20 protein-coding genes are annotated in these 18,076 nt (G+C 41.8%); 11 read left to right on the forward strand and 9 right to left on the reverse strand.

The genetic code is table 11. The features are described from left to right. Positions 1-337: 337 nt before the first annotated feature. The gene (locus FTT85_RS01755) at positions 338-1,465 is read right to left on the reverse strand and encodes an endonuclease/exonuclease/phosphatase family protein (RefSeq protein ID WP_111884080.1); all 1,128 of its coding nucleotides are present in this window, start codon (positions 1,463-1,465) and stop codon (positions 338-340) included. A 185-nt stretch (positions 1,466-1,650) separates the two neighbouring features. Between FTT85_RS01755 and asd the strand changes: the two genes are divergently transcribed. The 5 genes from asd (at position 1,651) to truA (ending at position 7,555) form a co-directional block, all read left to right on the forward strand. After that, complete coding sequence (gene asd / locus FTT85_RS01760; protein ID WP_180101434.1) at positions 1,651-2,769, forward strand: aspartate-semialdehyde dehydrogenase; 1,119 nt, start codon at positions 1,651-1,653, stop codon at positions 2,767-2,769. A gap of 143 nt (positions 2,770-2,912) precedes the next feature. Further along, the gene (locus tag FTT85_RS01765; RefSeq protein WP_180182681.1) at positions 2,913-4,343 is read left to right on the forward strand and encodes a hypothetical protein; all 1,431 of its coding nucleotides are present in this window, start codon (positions 2,913-2,915) and stop codon (positions 4,341-4,343) included. A 75-nt stretch (positions 4,344-4,418) separates the two neighbouring features. Further along, positions 4,419-5,729, forward strand: coding sequence for a fimbrial protein FimV (locus tag FTT85_RS01770; RefSeq protein ID WP_180182682.1), 1,311 nt, complete (start codon positions 4,419-4,421; stop codon positions 5,727-5,729). A gap of 49 nt (positions 5,730-5,778) precedes the next feature. Continuing rightward, the gene (locus FTT85_RS01775) at positions 5,779-6,741 is read left to right on the forward strand and encodes an asparaginase domain-containing protein (RefSeq protein ID WP_180182692.1); all 963 of its coding nucleotides are present in this window, start codon (positions 5,779-5,781) and stop codon (positions 6,739-6,741) included. Between the two features lie 16 nt (positions 6,742-6,757). Next, positions 6,758-7,555, forward strand: a complete 798-nt coding sequence (gene truA, locus FTT85_RS01780) for a tRNA pseudouridine(38-40) synthase TruA (RefSeq protein ID WP_180007151.1) — start codon at positions 6,758-6,760, stop codon at positions 7,553-7,555. A 129-nt stretch (positions 7,556-7,684) separates the two neighbouring features. Here truA and FTT85_RS01785 read toward each other — a convergent pair whose 3' ends face one another. Continuing rightward, the gene (locus tag FTT85_RS01785; protein WP_078189717.1) at positions 7,685-8,692 is read right to left on the reverse strand and encodes an AraC family transcriptional regulator; all 1,008 of its coding nucleotides are present in this window, start codon (positions 8,690-8,692) and stop codon (positions 7,685-7,687) included. A gap of 231 nt (positions 8,693-8,923) precedes the next feature. Between FTT85_RS01785 and infA the strand changes: the two genes are divergently transcribed. The 3 genes from infA (at position 8,924) to FTT85_RS01800 (ending at position 10,229) form a co-directional block, all read left to right on the forward strand. After that, positions 8,924-9,145, forward strand: a complete 222-nt coding sequence (gene infA, locus FTT85_RS01790) for a translation initiation factor IF-1 (protein ID WP_001284370.1) — start codon at positions 8,924-8,926, stop codon at positions 9,143-9,145. Between the two features lie 148 nt (positions 9,146-9,293). Next, positions 9,294-9,668, forward strand: coding sequence for a hypothetical protein (locus FTT85_RS01795; RefSeq protein WP_180182683.1), 375 nt, complete (start codon positions 9,294-9,296; stop codon positions 9,666-9,668). A 114-nt stretch (positions 9,669-9,782) separates the two neighbouring features. Beyond that, on the forward strand, positions 9,783-10,229 hold the full coding sequence (locus FTT85_RS01800) for a hypothetical protein (RefSeq protein WP_306674412.1): 447 nt from the start codon (positions 9,783-9,785) through the stop codon (positions 10,227-10,229). Positions 10,230-10,303: 74 nt separating this feature from the next. Here FTT85_RS01800 and leuB read toward each other — a convergent pair whose 3' ends face one another. From leuB to leuC, 4 genes are all read right to left on the reverse strand, one after another. Continuing rightward, positions 10,304-11,383 carry a 3-isopropylmalate dehydrogenase gene (gene leuB, locus FTT85_RS01805; RefSeq protein WP_078189719.1) on the reverse strand — a complete coding sequence of 360 codons (1,080 nt, stop codon included), beginning with the start codon at positions 11,381-11,383 and terminating at the stop codon, positions 10,304-10,306. 41 nt (positions 11,384-11,424) lie between these two features. Continuing rightward, positions 11,425-11,988, reverse strand: a complete 564-nt coding sequence (locus tag FTT85_RS01810) for a hypothetical protein (RefSeq protein WP_168377913.1) — start codon at positions 11,986-11,988, stop codon at positions 11,425-11,427. A gap of 109 nt (positions 11,989-12,097) precedes the next feature. Further along, positions 12,098-12,748 carry a 3-isopropylmalate dehydratase small subunit gene (leuD, locus tag FTT85_RS01815; protein ID WP_180182684.1) on the reverse strand — a complete coding sequence of 217 codons (651 nt, stop codon included), beginning with the start codon at positions 12,746-12,748 and terminating at the stop codon, positions 12,098-12,100. Positions 12,749-12,862: 114 nt separating this feature from the next. Then, positions 12,863-14,311, reverse strand: coding sequence for a 3-isopropylmalate dehydratase large subunit (gene leuC / locus FTT85_RS01820; protein WP_180182685.1), 1,449 nt, complete (start codon positions 14,309-14,311; stop codon positions 12,863-12,865). 356 nt (positions 14,312-14,667) lie between these two features. On the opposite strand from leuC, the gene FTT85_RS01825 reads away from it, so the two are divergent. Continuing rightward, positions 14,668-14,904, forward strand: coding sequence for a DUF2061 domain-containing protein (locus tag FTT85_RS01825; RefSeq protein WP_078189723.1), 237 nt, complete (start codon positions 14,668-14,670; stop codon positions 14,902-14,904). A gap of 128 nt (positions 14,905-15,032) precedes the next feature. On the opposite strand, the gene FTT85_RS01830 is transcribed toward FTT85_RS01825, so the two are convergent. Continuing rightward, on the reverse strand, positions 15,033-15,242 hold the full coding sequence (locus tag FTT85_RS01830; protein WP_180026619.1) for a hypothetical protein: 210 nt from the start codon (positions 15,240-15,242) through the stop codon (positions 15,033-15,035). A 469-nt stretch (positions 15,243-15,711) separates the two neighbouring features. On the opposite strand from FTT85_RS01830, the gene FTT85_RS01835 reads away from it, so the two are divergent. Beyond that, a complete protein-coding gene (locus FTT85_RS01835; protein WP_078189725.1) occupies positions 15,712-16,575 on the forward strand; it encodes a LysR family transcriptional regulator in 864 nt (287 codons plus the stop codon). A gap of 663 nt (positions 16,576-17,238) precedes the next feature. On the opposite strand, the gene FTT85_RS01840 is transcribed toward FTT85_RS01835, so the two are convergent. Next, positions 17,239-17,481: a DUF2789 family protein gene (locus FTT85_RS01840; protein WP_078189726.1), complete on the reverse strand. Its 243-nt coding sequence runs from the start codon at positions 17,479-17,481 to the stop codon at positions 17,239-17,241. 94 nt (positions 17,482-17,575) lie between these two features. Continuing rightward, positions 17,576-17,863, reverse strand: a complete 288-nt coding sequence (locus FTT85_RS01845) for a hypothetical protein (protein ID WP_180182686.1) — start codon at positions 17,861-17,863, stop codon at positions 17,576-17,578. 63 nt (positions 17,864-17,926) lie between these two features. On the opposite strand from FTT85_RS01845, the gene FTT85_RS01850 reads away from it, so the two are divergent. Then, a partial coding sequence (locus FTT85_RS01850; protein ID WP_180182687.1) for a transposase occupies positions 17,927-18,076 on the forward strand: 150 nt, incomplete at its 3' end.

Below are 18,076 nucleotides of genomic sequence, written 5' to 3' on the forward strand. Positions count from 1 at the left end.
CATCGCTTTTTTCTTGGCACACTGTATAAAGAAATTAATCAAAAGAAAAGCAAAAATATGTATATCACAAAAGCAAAACCCGAGTTCTGCATCCTGCAAAACTCGGGTCTATGAGGTTGTGCTTTCACAAGTATTCTTTTTATTTTTTATTGGCTTTCCTTTCCTGCATCCGTTCCGTGATGCTTCCATCGGCTTCGTCTTCCTTAGTGGGATGTTCCGTTCCCAGTTCCATGTGCCGATGAACAAAGAATAAGTCAATACACTTGACCTGACCATTCGTCAGAAGCCGAAAGCTGTGTAAGCTATTTCTTACACTTTTCTCTTAAATCAAACAAAATCAAGGTGCCTTCGTACCATCCTTATAATCACGGGCGATTTCATCAGTCACAATCTTCTCCTCTTCCTCAGCTTTTTCTATACCCTCCTGAATTGCCTCTTGCGCTTCTTGTTCATCTTCATCTGTTTGCTCTAATTCTTCTTGGATTTGCTCAAATACCCTTCCTGTTTGCAGCACCACATAGACTGGAAAATGGTCTGAACCGATATTGGGCAAGCGTTCCATATGTACCAAGGCAAAATCTGTACTATGAAAAATATGGTCGAGCGACCAACGCAGCAGTGGATAATTGGCATGAAAGGTATTTACGAAATGCCGTCCAACACGTGGGTCTAAAAGCCCACTGATTCGTTGAAAGAGTCGTGTAGTACGTGACCATGCCACATCATTCAGGTCCCCCATAACGATGCAACTTTCATCTAAATCTTTAATCTGATCGCCCACAATCAGCAATTCTGCATCGCGTAAAGTTGAATCTTTGGCTTCTGTTGGACTTGGCGGTTTGGGATGTAAACAATACAGTTGAACCTGATTTCCTGATGCTAAGGTGACTCGGGTATGGATCGAAGGAATTTCATCACTGAGAATAAATTTGACTTCAGTTTCACTAAGTTCTAACTTGCTATACAAATGCATCCCATACAAATTATCCAAAGGTACGGGTACGCGATAAGGATAATCAGCTTCAATCACTGCCAATTCATTTTGCCAAGTTTGATCTGTTTCTAGCGTGAGTACCAAGTCAGGTTGATGCTTTTGTATTTGTGCCAATAATAAGTGATATTGAGTATTCGGCGTAAGTACATTTGAGACAATGATTGAAATTTGTTTCTGTTTATCTAACTGGTCTGAACGAACTTTTTTGACTTGTTTTTTCCAAATAAAGGTATAAGGCAAAACCATTTTTAATTGATATGCCAAGGCAGCAATCAACCCAATTAAAATGATTTCACGCGCCAAGTCCCATTCAGCATTCCATAAAATTAAGCCTATGAAGGCAAATATGCCCAAAGCCAAGATTTGCAGACGCGGAAAATCTGCACCACGAAACCACCATTCATCTCGTGGTATGAGTGACCAAAATGTCAACCAAATGACGAAGCCAGCCAGTATTTCAATCCAAATCATTACGCCTCCCTTATATTCTTTATTTTTTATTGATTCATAAATTTATATCAGTTTTGCATGTAACATAAACAAGATATATTGCACAATATTATTGGTGTTTTCATTATGTAGCGCTTGCAGTTATGCGCCCTTTTGGTACACTCGAACCCCCTTTTTATTTTTTTAACGCACCGAGGCAAAGTGACATGAAAGTAGGTCTGGTCGGTTGGCGCGGGATGGTTGGTTCCGTCCTTATGCAACGTATGGTTGAAGAAAACGATTTCGCTCATTTCGAACCGTTTTACTTTTCTACCAGTAATGCAGGTGGTGAAGCCCCTGCGTTTGGTGGTAAGACTGCCCCAGCACTTATGGATGCAACGGACATTGATAGTCTGAAGCAAATGGATGTCATTATCACCTGCCAAGGTGGCGATTATACGACTGAAGTTTTTCCTAAGCTTAAAGCTGAAAACTGGAATGGTTACTGGATCGATGCTGCATCGACTTTACGTATGGATGATGAAGCGATCATCGTACTTGACCCAGTAAACATGAACGTAATCAAAGACGGCTTAGTGAAAGGTACAAAAACCTTCGTTGGCGGTAACTGTACCGTTTCATTAATGTTAATGGGTTTAGGCGGTCTATTCCAAAATAATTTAGTGGAATGGGCAACCTCAATGACTTATCAAGCGGCATCTGGTGCAGGCGCGCAAAACATGCGTGAACTGATTTCAGGTATGGGCTACTTGTACAACAATACCAAAGATTTGCTAGATGACCCACGTTCTCCAATTTTAGATATCGACTCTAAAATTGCAGCCCTACAACGCGGTGAAGGTTTCCCATCTGCAAACTTCGGTGTGCCTTTAGCAGGTTCGCTCATTCCTTATATCGACAAACAACTTGAAAGCGGTCAGTCGAAAGAAGAATGGAAAGGTCAAGTTGAAACCAACAAGATCTTAGGCAACCAGCAAATCGTTCCAATCGATGGACACTGTGTCCGTATTGGTGCGATGCGTTGTCACTCACAAGCTTTGACTTTAAAACTTCGTAAAGATGTGCCACTAGATGAAATCGAAGATATCATCGCTAGTGCCAACGATTGGTCTAAAGTGGTGCCAAATACGCGTGAAGCTTCAATGACTGATCTGACTCCTGTTGCTGTAACTGGCACCTTGTCTGTTCCAGTTGGTCGTCTCCGTAAGCTCAACATGGGTAAAGAATACCTAGGTGCATTCACTGTAGGTGACCAATTGCTTTGGGGTGCTGCTGAACCTTTACGTCGTATGCTAAGAATTCTCATTGATTATAAAAATGCTTAAGCATTTTTAAGTCTCTGAACAGGAAGCCGATCACAATTGATCGGCTTTTTTATGTAACTGTCGTGTAAATATTTTACAATTCTTTGACAACTCGCTAATCTATAATTTTCGCCATGCGACATATATTCGAGCTAAAGATTAAGATGACCGTATATAACAAATTAAAGATCGCCATTTTAGCCGTTATTGCATCTCAAAACATTCAAGCGATCAGCATTGATCCTGTACAAGTCCAGTCAGCACCCGGGGAATTGCTGTACGCTGAGATTCATTTTCGCCACTCAAATACATCTGTGCCGCTCAGTGCAAGTTTAGCCACGGCAGAAGATTTGTTGAGTATGGGTACAGGGCATCAACCACCGGGGCATTTAAACTTCTTTACGCGTCGTGATGGTGCGGGCAATGGGGTAATTACCATTACCTCTTCGCGTCCAGTGACCGATGCTGAGCTTAATTTTATTGTTAATATTAAAGAAGGTAATGCTTCACGCCTGCAACAAATTCGTACCCCATTAAAACGCAATCCAACCACATCGAATGCGAATCAAACCGCCAATGAGCGTGCTTTAACACCTGTCGTTATTGTAAATGAAAAAGAAATTGCCTTAAATTTACCTGTTAGCACCCTCTACACCGCAAAAGCACCTGTAGCTGTAGAACAACCCTTACTACTCAGCACCAAAACACCGCCGAAGTTAGCACAATTAGCAACGTCAACGCCTGTTGCGATTGAACCTGCCACGCATGTGCAAAATTATAGCGTTGCACCTGCGGAGCAAAATAGCGCAAGTACTTCATCAGGTTCTGAAACATCAATTTCGAAAGTTACAAAAACCAATTCGACCGGCTCTGTCAGTTCAGAAATGCAAGCCACACAAACTGCAACAGCATCAACTGCAAGATCTCAAGACCCATTGGCACAAAAATTTGCTGCGGAGCAGGCAGCACAAAAACGTGAAAATCCAACAACGACAACTCAAACAGCATCTACACCAAAGCCTACAAGTACCGCGGCTTCATCGACAGCAACACCAGCGGCAAAATATGTGGTTCGCTCAAATGAAAGCCTTTGGGGGATTGCCTCACGTATTGCGACAGAACAAAACCGCCCTGTCTCTGAAGTCATGCAACAGATTAAAAACAGCAACGAACATGCATTCATTCAGGGCGACGTAAACCGTCTGCGCCGTGGTGCGGCCTTAAATCTGCATGGTATGCAGCAAGCAAAACAGCCTGTAAAAGTCTCTGCGGCAAAACTTGCCAAAGTGCCTTCGAAGCAGTCAGGCAAAACCAAATACCGCCTGAATCAAGCTGAAATGAGTCTGGTGGCAGAGAAAGCGCAAGATTCGACACAATCTTCTGCCAACAGTGCAGCAGAAAAGAATAAAACTTCGAAAGAGTTGTCATTAAAAGTTATGACATCTCGTGAAAAAACCGTTAAATTACAGAGAAACGTAACTCAATTAGAATTGGCGCTAAATCAAAAGGATCACAGAATTCAATTATTAAATGCTCGTCTTGCTCAACTGCAACAACAGTTGAAAGCTCAACAAGCAGATAAAAGAAGCCAATAAACTAAAACGTTACCAATCAAGATTTTATAGAGATGAGTGCAACTTTATATCGCTCTATCTCCAAGGGGTTAAAACATGCTGATTTATGTGATTCCATTAGTGATCTTAGTGATCGTATTGGTTTTTTTAAACAAACGCCAAAAAGATCAAGAATCAGATAAAGCCAAACCAACATCCACTAAAACCAAGAAAACGGGTGTTTCAGCTAAAGCGACTCCGAAGAAAACTCAAGTGGTTGAAAACAGTGTCATTGAAAAAAAATCAATGACACCATTAACGACAGAAGCTCGTGGCAAAATTGAAAAATTAATTGCAGAACGTAATTTCTTTTCTGCTGAAGCGCAAATCAATCAATCATTAAAACGTGATAACTCACAACATGAGTTGTATCTATATCTCTTAGATATTCACATTTTACAAAAAGACGAATTTGCCATCAGCCAATTGCTGAGCCATATTCGTTCACTTGAACTCGATGAAATTTTAGAACAAGCTGAAGCAAAAAAAGTAGAGTTTGAAAATTCTCAAAATGTAAAAGATGATGCCATTAACTTTGTATCACCGATCACTGAAGAGGCTCCATCAAAAGCTCAAAATACCTCTGATTTTGATGCTTTAATGCAAAGTTCAACTGCTGCACCTGTTGAACCCAAAGCAGCAGAAATTAAACCTCTAGATTTTAATTTCACCACTGAAACGCCAGCAAAAGCAGACATTTCAACCCCAGTTGAAAGTGCGCCTGCTGAAAAAATACAGACGCTTGAATTTGACACGCTTTCAATTTCACCAGAACCTGCACTTGAAGCAACACCGAAAACTGAAGAGATTGCTCAGCCATCTCCTGCCGTTGAAGAAATCAAACCGATTGATTTTGTAATGGACTTTGCCCCAAGCACTGAAGCTGCGGCTGAAACCAAAACAGAAACTGTAGAAGAAAAAATCGAGCCTTTAGATTTTTCATTTACAACAGAAACATCGGTTGTAGAAGAAAACAAAGTTGAAGCCCCAACCTTAAACTTTGACTTAGGTGCTTTTGAAACAGCAAAAACAGAAGAAGCGGTTGTTGCTCCTGCAACAGAGTTTAACTTAGAGTCTACACCTGAAGAAAAACCTGCCGCACCTGCTTCAAGTGGTGTGAGTTTTGACATTAGCGGTTTAGGCACACCGTCAACCCCATCTGCTACAGACCAAAACGATCCATTGGTTCAATCTTTCCCTGAACTGGTTGAAGTCAATGAAATTGAATTGAATCTTGAATTGGCAGCGCAATACATCAAACTAGGTGCTTATGACGCTGCACGTGAAATTTTAACTGAAAAAGAGGCTGAGTTTTCTTCAGCTCAACGTCAACAAGCAGATCAGTTACTGAATCAAATCGCATCTTAAACAAAAGCGATTTAAACTAAAGCAGTCTTTCAAGGCTGCTTTTTTTATGATGAAAAAAATTGCTCTTATTTATATGGGTGGTACTTTCGGTTGTATCGGTGAACCTTTAAGCCCCATGCCAGCGAATGTGTTTTTACCTAAATTACAGCATGTGCTGCCACTGCACCTAAACATTGAATGTTTAGTCGCACCTGTCATTCGTGACAGTAGTGCCTGTACGGCGCCCGACTGGCTGGCACTGATCCAACAAATTCAAAGTTTACAATTACAACAATTTCAGCATTTCGTAATTATTCATGGCACAGACACGCTTAGCTATGCCAGCGCCATGCTTGCACACTTTATGGGGCAGTCTGCTCATATCGTGCTTACAGGCAGCCAATATCCGCTGTTTAATGTGGCTGGTGACAACACCCGTGAATTTACCGATGCCATCGACAATTTAAATTTTGCATTGGAATCGGTACACCAATCCAGTGTTGGGGTTTATTTGGCCTTTCATCATCAATTAATACATGCTCAATCCGCACTAAAAGTACATACAACCGATCTGAAAGCCTTTGATGGGCTGCCAGCCACACAGCCACTTTCAATGCTGACATCGCCTTATATTGTTCAAGTCAATGATTTAGACAAAGCGGCTCATTTCAATTGCCTGAATTGGATGTGGCAACCGATAACAACTGATCTACACAGTCAAAATTTAGCCGCCCTGCTTACACACACGCCAGATGTTTTAATTCTGCAAGGTTTTGGCACAGGGAATATTGCCGTTGATGCTGAATTACTCAATGTATTGAAAGCCATACAACAAAAAAATTGCAAAATTATCTTAAGTACACAGGTTGTTCATGGCGGTATAGATCAACGCTATGCTGTGAGTGACTGGGTCAAAGACAGTGGAATATTACTGAGCAATTGTTTGGGTCATGCAGATCTTTATGCCAAATGCTTGAAAATGTATTTACAATACGGTAGTGCCGCAGACTGGACTGCGCATTGGAACGATTAAGTCATTTGAGGTAACTATGCAACGTTTTGCGATTGGGATTGAGTTTTGTGGCATGCAATACAAGGGCTGGCAAACTCAGCAACCGGGCGTACCAAGCGTGCAAGAAACCATTGAAACCGTCCTCAGTAAAGTAGCCAATGAGCCGATCATGTTGCATGGCGCTGGCCGAACAGATGCCGGCGTCCATGCAACCAATATGGTGGCACATTTCGATACTCAGGCGATTCGCCCCATTCGCGGATGGTTAATGGGCAGCAATAGCCAATTACCCCGTGATATCTCCATCCAATGGATTAAGGAAATGGATCAGGACTTCCATGCCCGCTTTAAAGCGCAAGCACGTCGTTATCGCTATGTGGTCTATAACAATCCACAACGTCCAGCTTTACTGCACAAGCAAGTGACCCATGTTTATGCCAAGCTAGATGTGCTGAAAATGCAACGTGCTGCGGCCAAATTTGAAGGCACTCATAATTTCGAAAGCTTCCGTGCCGCAGCCTGTCAGTCCAATCAGCCTGTTCGTCATGTCAGCCATTGCCGTCTGATCCAACACGGATGCTACTTGGTCCTAGATATTCAGGCCGATGGTTTTTTACATCACATGGTGCGTAACATCATGGGCTGTTTGTTGGAAATTGGGCAAGGTATGTATGACGTTGACCATATTGACGATATTTTTGCTGCTGAAGATCGTAAAGCAGCAGGCGTCACCGCACCACCCGATGGACTATATTTTATCCATGCAGACTATCCAGCTCAGTTTAAACTTCCTCAAGTTCCGTTAGGACCACATTGGCTAAATATGCCTGAATAAACAATCCCTCCCAACCTCACTTTCACAGAGAGGGTGTTTCATTTCCGCCATTGCCAGATTCTAAAGATGAAAATCCCCCTTTGAAAAAGGGGGATTCTGTTTAGGGAAGGATTCTATCGAAGATCAACCTTAACGCTGCTTCCGCTTACGGTACTCCACGGGCGTTTCATTGGTCCAGCGTTTAAATGCGCGATAGAACGTACTTGGTTCAGAAAAACCCGTTAAGTACACAATGCGCTCCACACTTTCATTGGTATTGGCCAATAATTTTTTAGCCAAACGACAGCGATAGTCTGACAAAATTTGCTGAAAACTGGTATTGGCTTCTGACAACTGAGTCCGTAAACGACGCGGGGTAATGTTGAGCTGCGCAGCGACCGTTTCGAGTGTGGTTTCACCACTTTCTAGCGTTGAACCAATAGCACGGCGAACTTCACCGACCAAATCATAACGCGCCAACTCCTGAAGTTTTTCAATCGCCAACTGCTCATGCAATTGTAATAACTCAGGTTCTGCCTGCCACAATTGATACTCTAAAATAGCCGGATCAAAATACAATCGGGTTTCTTTCTGCCCTAAGCTCACAGGGCATTCATAAACACGGAAATACTCATCATCTGGCGCGCCCTGACTAAAGTTAAAGTCGATATAAATCGGCTGAAAACGCCCTTCAGTAATAAACTTAAAGAAACGCAAAACACCGGACATCGCGCATTCAGAAAAATGACGATTCACGATATTTTCTGCCCAAGGCTGATGACCATTGGTCAAATAGCAGCGGTCATCTTCTATCACCAATTGTGCATGAAAGGCATCGCTAATTAGGCGTTGATACGCCAAAGCTCGCTTTAAACCTTCACCAAAATTCTCAGATGAAATAAATAAGTGTTCAATCACTTGCCCTCGATATAAAGGCAAATGCTCTCCCAGATGCAAACCAATATCAGGATCCTTACTGACTTCTTCTGCAGCCACCCAGAACGCAAATTGCGCATTCAATGGGGTACGGTCATTGGTTTCAACCTGATTTAATGCCACACCCGCTTTTGTTAAAATTTCTTCTGTTGGTAATCCGGCACGACGAATCGCTTGATACCCTAAACGCAACACAACAGATGCATCAGTTAGCTGACCCACTCCAGAACCTTCCTTGTATGTACTTCATTTATACCTAAAAAGATTGATTTTAGATTAACTGCGATTGACCAAACTGACAACTGTTACTGCACATTTTTTGTTGAAAATATTTAACTGAATTGTTCGCTTATTTTACTGACAGTCGATCAGTTCAAAGCCTTTTACGGCTTGTATTCTGAAAAAAAATTGACTATAATTTGCGCCTTGCTAATTTATTCATTCAGGTAGGCTATGGCCAATAAAGAGGAACTCATCGAGTTCGAAGGCGTTGTCACCGAGACGCTTCCTAATACTATGTTCCGTGTACGTTTAGAAAACGGTCATGAAGTGATTGCTCACATCTCTGGCAAAATGCGTAAACACTATATCCGTATTTTGACTGGCGACAGTGTTAAAGTAGAAATGACACCTTATGATTTGACTAAGGGTCGTATCACTTACCGTGCGCGCTAAGTTTTAGCGAAGCGAAAAAGCCACTGATAAAGTGGCTTTTTTTGTATTTATTTCAATACAATGATAAAAATTGACTGCAAATTTGCTTTACAGTCTAAAAACGTAAAAATTCGATTATAAAATTCAAAATATAAGGACATAAAATCATATGAAACATCTAGGATTAGCCGGTGCTATCTTTTGTGTTGCTTGCGCCACGACAGGCCAAAAGCAACTCAATCAATCCCTACAACACTATATTGGACAGCCAGCTGATCAAGTTCGTAAAGAGCTCAACTTGAGTCAATTGGGCTATAAAGTGATGGGAGCACCCGTACAAAGCAACGAAAAACTTAGCTATACCATTTTACGCTCGATGCCAATCCCGATTGGTACACCAAATATCGGCACCAGTATAGCCATGGGCGCCCCTATCCCAACGCCGTCTAAAGGTGGTGTCACTGTCGATATGGAATGTAAAATCGAGTTCAAATTACGCAATCAAATAGTTGAATCCATTGACTATGTTGGCAGAGCTTGTTGATCCTGCATGAGAATCCTAGAGGCTAATCTTGCTCAGCTGACCGTGTATCAAATGACTACAGTGTTATACAGACCGATCTGACTAAACTGAATTTATTTCGTGAGAAACTGACCCATGAAATTTATTTTAGAACATCTGGTTTACGAAGATCAGCGTTTTATTCGCCCGATACTGAGCATGGGATGCGTTCTAAGCATTGTATGTATGGCTGGCTGTACCACGACATCAACGATATCCTCCGTTGAACGTGAACGCTATTTAGCCTCATTTATTGGTCAATCGAGCCAAACGATTCAAGCAGAACTTAATCTCAGTAAACTCGGCTATCAAAGAACCTCTCCCGTGGAGGTCAGTTCAGACTACCTTCGTTATCGTGTTACACGCCCGATCAGTATTCCTTTACCGATGGCGGAAAATCCTGCGATGGGCATGGGCAGCGGCGCTGCTGTGCCGATTCCCAGTGGAAATACACGCTATGAGGTTGAGTTAAACTGCCTTATTCAATTTCGCTTAAAGCATAATATTGCAACTGATGTCCGATTAACTGGTCGCACCTGTTAGCGCATCAATTCTAGGGTTGATAATTTCTAGGCACAAAAAAACGCAGCATAAACGCTGCGTTTTTTGATTCGCCATTAGTTCAATGCAGAAACTACAGCTTGACCCATTTCAACAGTACCGACTTGAGTACTGCCTTCTGACATGATGTCACCTGTACGTAAGCCTTGATCTAAGACATTACCTACAGCATCTTCAATTGCTTTTGCCGCCGCTTCTTCACGGAAGGTATAACGTAGCATCATAGCAACAGACAGAATTGTTGCTAATGGGTTCGCAATGTTTTGACCTGCGATGTCTGGTGCTGAACCGTGGCAAGGCTCATACATACCTTTACCATTTTCATCTAAAGAAGCCGATGGCAACATGCCGATAGAACCGGTTAACATCGCCGCTTCATCAGACAAGATATCACCGAACAAGTTACCTGTCACGATTACATCAAACTGTTTTGGCGCACGGACCAATTGCATGGCAGCATTGTCAACATACATATGAGACAAGTTAATTTCAGGATACTGCTCTTCTTTTAACGCAGTTACAGTTTGTTTCCAAAGCTCAGTCACTTCTAGTACGTTGGCTTTATCCACTGAACATACCTTACCACCACGTAAGTTCGCCATTTCAAAAGCAACTTTGGCAATACGCTTGATTTCAGATTCAGCATATACGTCAGTATTGAAACCTTGTTTTTCGCCGTTTTCGAGTTCACGAATACCACGTGGTTGACCGAAATAGATCCCGCCAGTTAACTCACGTACGATCAAAATATCCAAACCTGCTACGATTTCAGGTTTTAAGCTCGACGCATCTGCAAGCTGCGGATAAAGAATTGCTGGACGTAAATTGGCAAATAAATTTAATTCTGAACGAATTTTTAATAGGCCACGTTCTGGACGAATTGAACGCTCAATGGTATCCCACTTAGGACCACCCACTGCACCCAATAAAATCGCATCAGCAGTCTTCGCTTGTGCTGCTGTTACATCTGGATAAGGTGAACCGTGCGCGTCGATCGCTGCACCACCTAAAAGACCTTGTTCCCAAGTCAAACCTAAGTTGAATTTCTCGTTTACACGTGTCAGCACTTGTTCAGCCGCTTTCACGATTTCAGGACCAATACCATCACCTGGTAAAATCAAAATATGTTTTGACATGAGTCTTTCCATTTATACGCTGGCTTGATTACCAGTCAGATTTAAAGTTTCTTTTCTACGAACTCACCAAGTCCTGTGAGGACATTGTAGGGTCGGCAGAAACGTCGAATCGTTTTTGCACCTTGCTTTAAGTCTACACAGAGCGGATCAGGCGCAGATTTATCCAGTAAACTGCCTGTGTTTTTTGAACGCTCACGGTACATTTTAAAGGTGTACTCGTGTTTGGACCTAAAGTTGTGAATGACATGCAAGCGCTCTGCTTTTTCCTGAGAAATTGGATAATAGCGAATCACGACTTCATGCTGACCTGAAGGTACAGACAAATACAAAGGATTAGGCTCAGACAATGAACGACCATTCAACCGTACAATGCCTGCTTTAATCGCAGCACGTTGTACATGTTGATTATTTGGATCAACCACCTGTATTTGATCAAAACGTTCAAATTCACAGTGCGCTGTACCTGCACAGTAAATCAGAGCATTATTTTTTGTACTTTCAGTTTCTTTCACATTTTTAATGCGTGCCGTGTCAAAGCTTTGACAGGCAGAGAGCGTTGCGAACAGCGCTCCCGTTACAACCAGCTGACCGAAGAACTTTTTCATTTTTCGAACCCAACCTGATAAATTCTGGCTAACGTATAAATTTTGTTTCGCCTGATATTAGCAAGACTTAAGCCGACTGACTACTAAGAAGTTCTACAGTGACACTGACTTAAGCTTTAATTTCTGCAAATACCCAAGGGCGAGATGCTTTGGTTTTTTCTTCATAAGCGCGAATATCATCGGCAGCTTGTAAAGTTAAACCAATATCATCCAAGCCATTCAATAAGCAGTGTTTACGGAATGGATCGACTTCAAAGCTAAAGCTTTCACCACTCGGTGTACGTACTTCTTGCGCAGCCAAATCAATGGTTAATTGATAGCCTTCAGATGCAGCACATTCTTTAAATAACTGATCGACGATTTCTTCAGACAAGATCACTGGCAACATGCCATTTTTAAAGCTGTTATTAAAGAAAATGTCCGCATAGCTTGGTGCTATGACGGTACGAAAACCATATTCTTCTAATGCCCAAGGCGCATGCTCACGGCTCGAACCACAACCAAAGTTTGCACGAGAGATCAAAATCGACGCACCTTGATAACGTGGTTTGTTCAATTCGAAATCTGGGTTAATCGGACGTTTTGAAATGTCTTGACCTAAATAGCCTTCATCCAAATAGCGCAACTCATCAAATAAGTTGGCACCAAAGCCTGTACGCTTAATTGATTTCAAAAACTGTTTTGGAATGATTAAATCTGTATCAACATTGGCACGGTCTAATGGTGCAACGATACCTTGTTCAACGGTATATTTTTTCATGTTTATTTCTCACTGAATCCGTGACCTCTCCCTAACCCTCTCCTAAAAGGAGAGGGAACTCCTTCTCTTGCGCCATGATATGGCTCAGGGAGAAGGTTGGGATGAGGGGTTAAACTAGAATGTACGCACATCCACAAAGTGACCTGCAATTGCCGCAGCTGCTGCCATTGCTGGACTTACCAAATGCGTGCGACCACCATTACCTTGACGACCTTCAAAGTTACGGTTAGACGTCGATGCACAGTGCTCACCCGGTTGCAATTTGTCAGCATTCATTGCCAAGCACATTGAGCAACCCGGCTCACGCCATTCAAAGCCGGCTTCAATTAAGATTTTATCTAAGCCTTCTGCTTCTGCTTGTGCTTTCACCAAACCTGAACCCGGCACCACCATGGCTTGCTTAATCGATGCCGCCACTTTTTTGCCTTTGGCCACTTCAGCCGCTGCACGAATATCTTCGATGCGTGAGTTGGTACATGAACCAATAAATACACGGTCTAATTGAATATCAGCCAATGCCTGACCTGCTTCTAAGCCCATGTAATTGTATGCACGTGTCCAGTCATTACGCTGTACGTCATCTTTAGCTTGTTCTAAAGTTGGCACTGCTTGAGATACAGGAATCACCATCTCAGGAGAAGTCCCCCAAGACACTTGTGGCTCAATCTCTTCACCTTGCAACACCACAACAGTATCAAAATGCGCGCCTTCATCAGACACTAAAGTCTTCCAATATTCTACTGCAGCATCCCACTGTTCGCCCTTCGGTGCATATGGACGGTCTTTCACATAGGCAATGGTTTTGTCATCGACAGCCACCATCCCCACGCGCGCGCCACCTTCGATCGCCATGTTACAAACCGTCATACGACCTTCAATCGACATATCACGGAACACTTGACCACCAAATTCAATCGCGTGACCTGTACCACCCGCCGTACCGATTTTACCGATAATCGCTAAAACCACGTCTTTAGGAGTTACGCCTTGACCCAATTGACCGTCAACACGCACCAACATGTTCTTCATTTTCTTTTGAACTAAGCATTGAGTCGCCAATACATGTTCAACTTCCGATGTGCCGATACCATGAGCCAAACAACCAAATGCACCATGCGTTGCAGTATGTGAGTCACCACACACCACGGTCATACCCGGCAACGTTAAACCTTGTTCAGGCCCAACCACATGCGCAATACCTTGACGCACATCATTGATATCAAACTGGGCAACATTAAATGTTTTACAGTTCTCATCTAAGGTTTGCACTTGGATACGTGAAGTATCATCTTCAATACCTGCAATACCTTCAGCACGCTCCTTAGTAGAAGTAGGTACGTTATGGTCTGGCGTTGCAACGTTAGCGCTTAAACGCCATGGTTTACGGCCCGCAAGCTGTAGCCCTTCAAAGGCTTGTGGAGAAGTCACTTCATGCAATAAATGACGGTCGATATACAATAATGAAGAGCCATCATCTCGTTGTTTTACTAGATGGTCATCCCACAATTTGTCATACAAGGTTTTTTTTGTTTGGGTTTCCGCTTTTTGGGTTTCGCCTGCCATGTCGATTTGCTCCACTGGACTGGGTAAATTCTTTCGTTAAATCGATTATAACCACGTATTCACATAAATCTAATTTATCATTTTTATTAGTTTAAAAACTTATAGGAATGATATTTAACTGCTGATTTCCGCTGCATTTTAATCACCATTGATGCGTTTAAAACACGCTCACTTCAATACTTTCAGCAAATGAAACTTTAGAATTTTCTCCGACTTTTTGATCGCTTTCTGCCATTTTTAAACAGTGATTTAGAAATTCAATGATCATAAATTGAATTTTCTCTTTTACATTGCAAATAAGAATCATTACTATTAACTCATTGCCAAGATTTATCAATTTAACAAGGAGCATTCTCATGGCACACATTAACAAGTTCGTCGAAAATAATCAGCGCATGTTCAAAAAAACCTTGAGCTATTACATCATGCATATCACGGTTGCGATGTTGGTTGGCTATTACGTGACAGGCAGTATTGCAATGGCTATTACCTTAAGTTTACTTGAACCGACTGTTCAAGCGGTTGCCTTTTTCTTCCACGAAAAAGCATGGGAAAAGAAAGATAAAGCTGCAGAGGAAAATATCCCCGCTTAATCCAACCCTGCTCCTTGTAAAAAAACCACCATCACGGTGGTTTTTTAATGATCTTAGAACGTTCTTTTACTCCATCCACTTTAACGTTCCATCGATTTCATCCTATAGATTCAATTGCAGACGGATCATCAAAGCTTGGTTTTTTGCTGTAAAGCCAGTTGGTCATGCGCCTCAACCAATTGCTCTATCGCAAGAATCAGTTTGTTTTTTGCCGCATTACACTCGGCTGCTGCACGGTTTTCGTCGTCTTCATCATCTGCGATTTCATATACCGCACAGCGCTTTTCGACTGTCCCTTCAAAAATATCCAGTAAATTTTTAATATGTTTAATATCCATCGCCTTCTCCCTGTGAGGTACAACATCGCTAATCGATGCCGCCCTGACTGTACCTGTTGCTTTAATTATTCACTGAAAAGTATGTTCCCCAAGCCATCAAAACTTGAGTTCATTTTTTTGTTTTAGTTCAATGCTGAGTTAAAAAGAAACGCCATCGCTCCTCTTTAATTTAAACGGTTGACGTACTTTCCAGCCCTGTATTTTTTATATTATGCATAACTCTGGTTTCGGTTTAAAAAACAACTTTGTAACAACGCATTTGAGCTAAAAACTTCACAGCCCAATCTCGAATCATGCAACGATCAGGCACTCGAATAACACTATGGAACCCGGAAAATCCCCTCAGATTTAACGCGTAGTATGGCTTGAACGCTTAGTTTTAAATCAAAAGATACAACTTTTCCTTTGATTTATTCTTAAAATATTATAACAATGAGTCTACGCATAAAAATTCTTTATAGGAATGAAGATGAATCTCGCAGCCTTTGAAGCCTTTGTAAAAGTCATGGAAACTGGTTCGATCTCCTTGGCAGCAGATCAGCTCTTCATTACGCAACCTGCTGTGACCAAGCGTATTCACAGTTTAGAAGAATACTTCGGTGTCAAACTTTTTGAATCCGCGGGTCGTGGTGTTCAAGCGACGCATGCAGCAAACTCTCTCTTGCCAAAAGTAAAAAGCTGGCTGAATGAGTTGGGCGATATTCACCATACGCTCAGCCATGAGCAAGGTCAGGTTCAAGGTAAACTGAAAATTGGTACCAGTCATCATATCGGCTTACACCATTTACCAGCGCATTTGCGTCAATATGTGCAACAGTTTCCGGAAGTAACCTTAGATGTACACTTTGTTGATTCTGAACAGGCCCATGAGCAAGTTTTGGCTGGCGACTTAGAATTGGCATTTTTAACTTTACCGCCACAAGGTGACAGCCGTTTAAAATACATCACGACATGGAATGATCCACTGGTATTCGTGGTTGCACCTTTCCATCCTTTGGCGCAAGTTGAGCATTTAACCTTAGAAGATTTGATCCAATACCCAAGTCTATTGCCTGCAGCGCAAACCTATACCAGTCAAATTACCTTAGCTGAGTTTGAAAAGTATGGACTCAAGCCCAAAGTCACCATGAGCAATAACTCACTTGAGTCGATTCGTATGTTGGTTTCCATTGGTCTTGGTTGGTCAGTCCTTCCTAAAACCTTATTGAACCAAGATTTAAAACAATTGAATTTACCTTCAAACATGAATCGTCAATTGGGCATGGTATGGCACCCAGGCCGTACTCAGTCACTTGCTGCACAAAAGCTAGTTGAATTGATGAAACACATCTAATCGATTTTTTTGCCTACAATATTTAATCGTTAAAAAAGCCACCGCTATGGTGGCTTTTTATATTCATCTGTTTAAGCATCTAGAAAAAGCGAATGATTTGATTAGCCAAGTGTTGAACAGTCCTTGTTGAATAGTCATCATATACAATGCAGTGACCTTCAAATCTGCCATCAATATTTGTAGCTTGGCTCAAGGTCAGCAATAGATGCTCTTACTTATTGTGAAAGTTCAACCTCTTTTCACTGATGTTATACAGTAACATCAGAAGTGCAATTTGATTCAAATATAAGAACGATACGCGGCAAGGTCATCCGCAAGTGTTTGAGATAGGACTACTTCTCATCAAAAATGTTTTTGCGATACTTTGAATAATTAGACGGTAGTGAACGAGTTTTGTCGGTGAGGTGCATTGCACCGCAAGATGGTTTCTTTACAAAGCACGCTTCTCATTTTGCCGAATGAGAAACAACGTTCCGTAAGAGTACCTCCAGCCGAAGGCCAATCAATTTATTCAATTCCTAGATGTAAGACTTCGTTGAATAGACTTAAAAATCATTTTAAAAACACGAAATAACTTTTACGTACGTAACATCAGTTTTTCAGTAAAAATGGGATCACCTTTTTCAGCCGATCCCATTAAATACCAAGGCGGACCCGTCAGTTTTACTTCGTCAACGAATCTTCATGTAATGATTCATTCAATTGATCGACAATAATCGCCCATTCACCATCTGACTTAATTTTTTCGGCCAAGAACTGGCGCTGAGCATCTGTCCAATAATCTGCTTCGGTAATTTTAGTTTGGGCACTGAGTTGATGCGTCACGATAAATAAAGCAATCGCGTCTTCACTCGAATCTAAACCCAGTTGTTCAAATAGATGAGTCATGCGTGGACGTACACTCATTGTCATTCTCCGTGTTAAAACTTATTGTTTATGGATACAAAATTTCTGTTTTAAGGATATAACACGGAACGAACACGCACTCAATTACAGAATTCTATAGCGGTGAAAATTGAATAAAAGGCAAACTGAGCATAATCATCACGACAGATTGAATAAATACCAACAATAAAGGCAGCCCCCAGTTCACTCCTCCTTCTTCAGCAAACACCTGTTCACTATATTTCGGCTGCTGCATATAGGCTTTGGTCTTTTGCACAGCAAAATCGCTATAAAGCCGCTTTCCGATCCCAGCGAGTATGAGGTTAGGAATCAATGACAGCCCCATCAAGACTTGTTCAGGCACACCGATGATGAGTGCCAACATACTAGGGTCTGTTGACATTTGTTGATTAAAAAAATAGCGAGATAGTAAAATTAAATCGCCAAACCCAATTTTACACTCGCTATGCCTCGAACAATGCTAAATGATCAACACTGGTCCAAGTTACTTGCTATTTTCCGTCACTTTAATATTTATCTCAAATTAAATTTACGGAATTTTATTGAAGCGATTTTATTTCGAATTAGAACAGGCTGTCCTTGGCGTGATTTACCT

It is taken from the genome of Acinetobacter sp. YH01020 (assembly GCF_013420275.1).
Classification (GTDB): Bacteria; Pseudomonadota; Gammaproteobacteria; order Pseudomonadales; family Moraxellaceae; genus Acinetobacter; species Acinetobacter amyesii.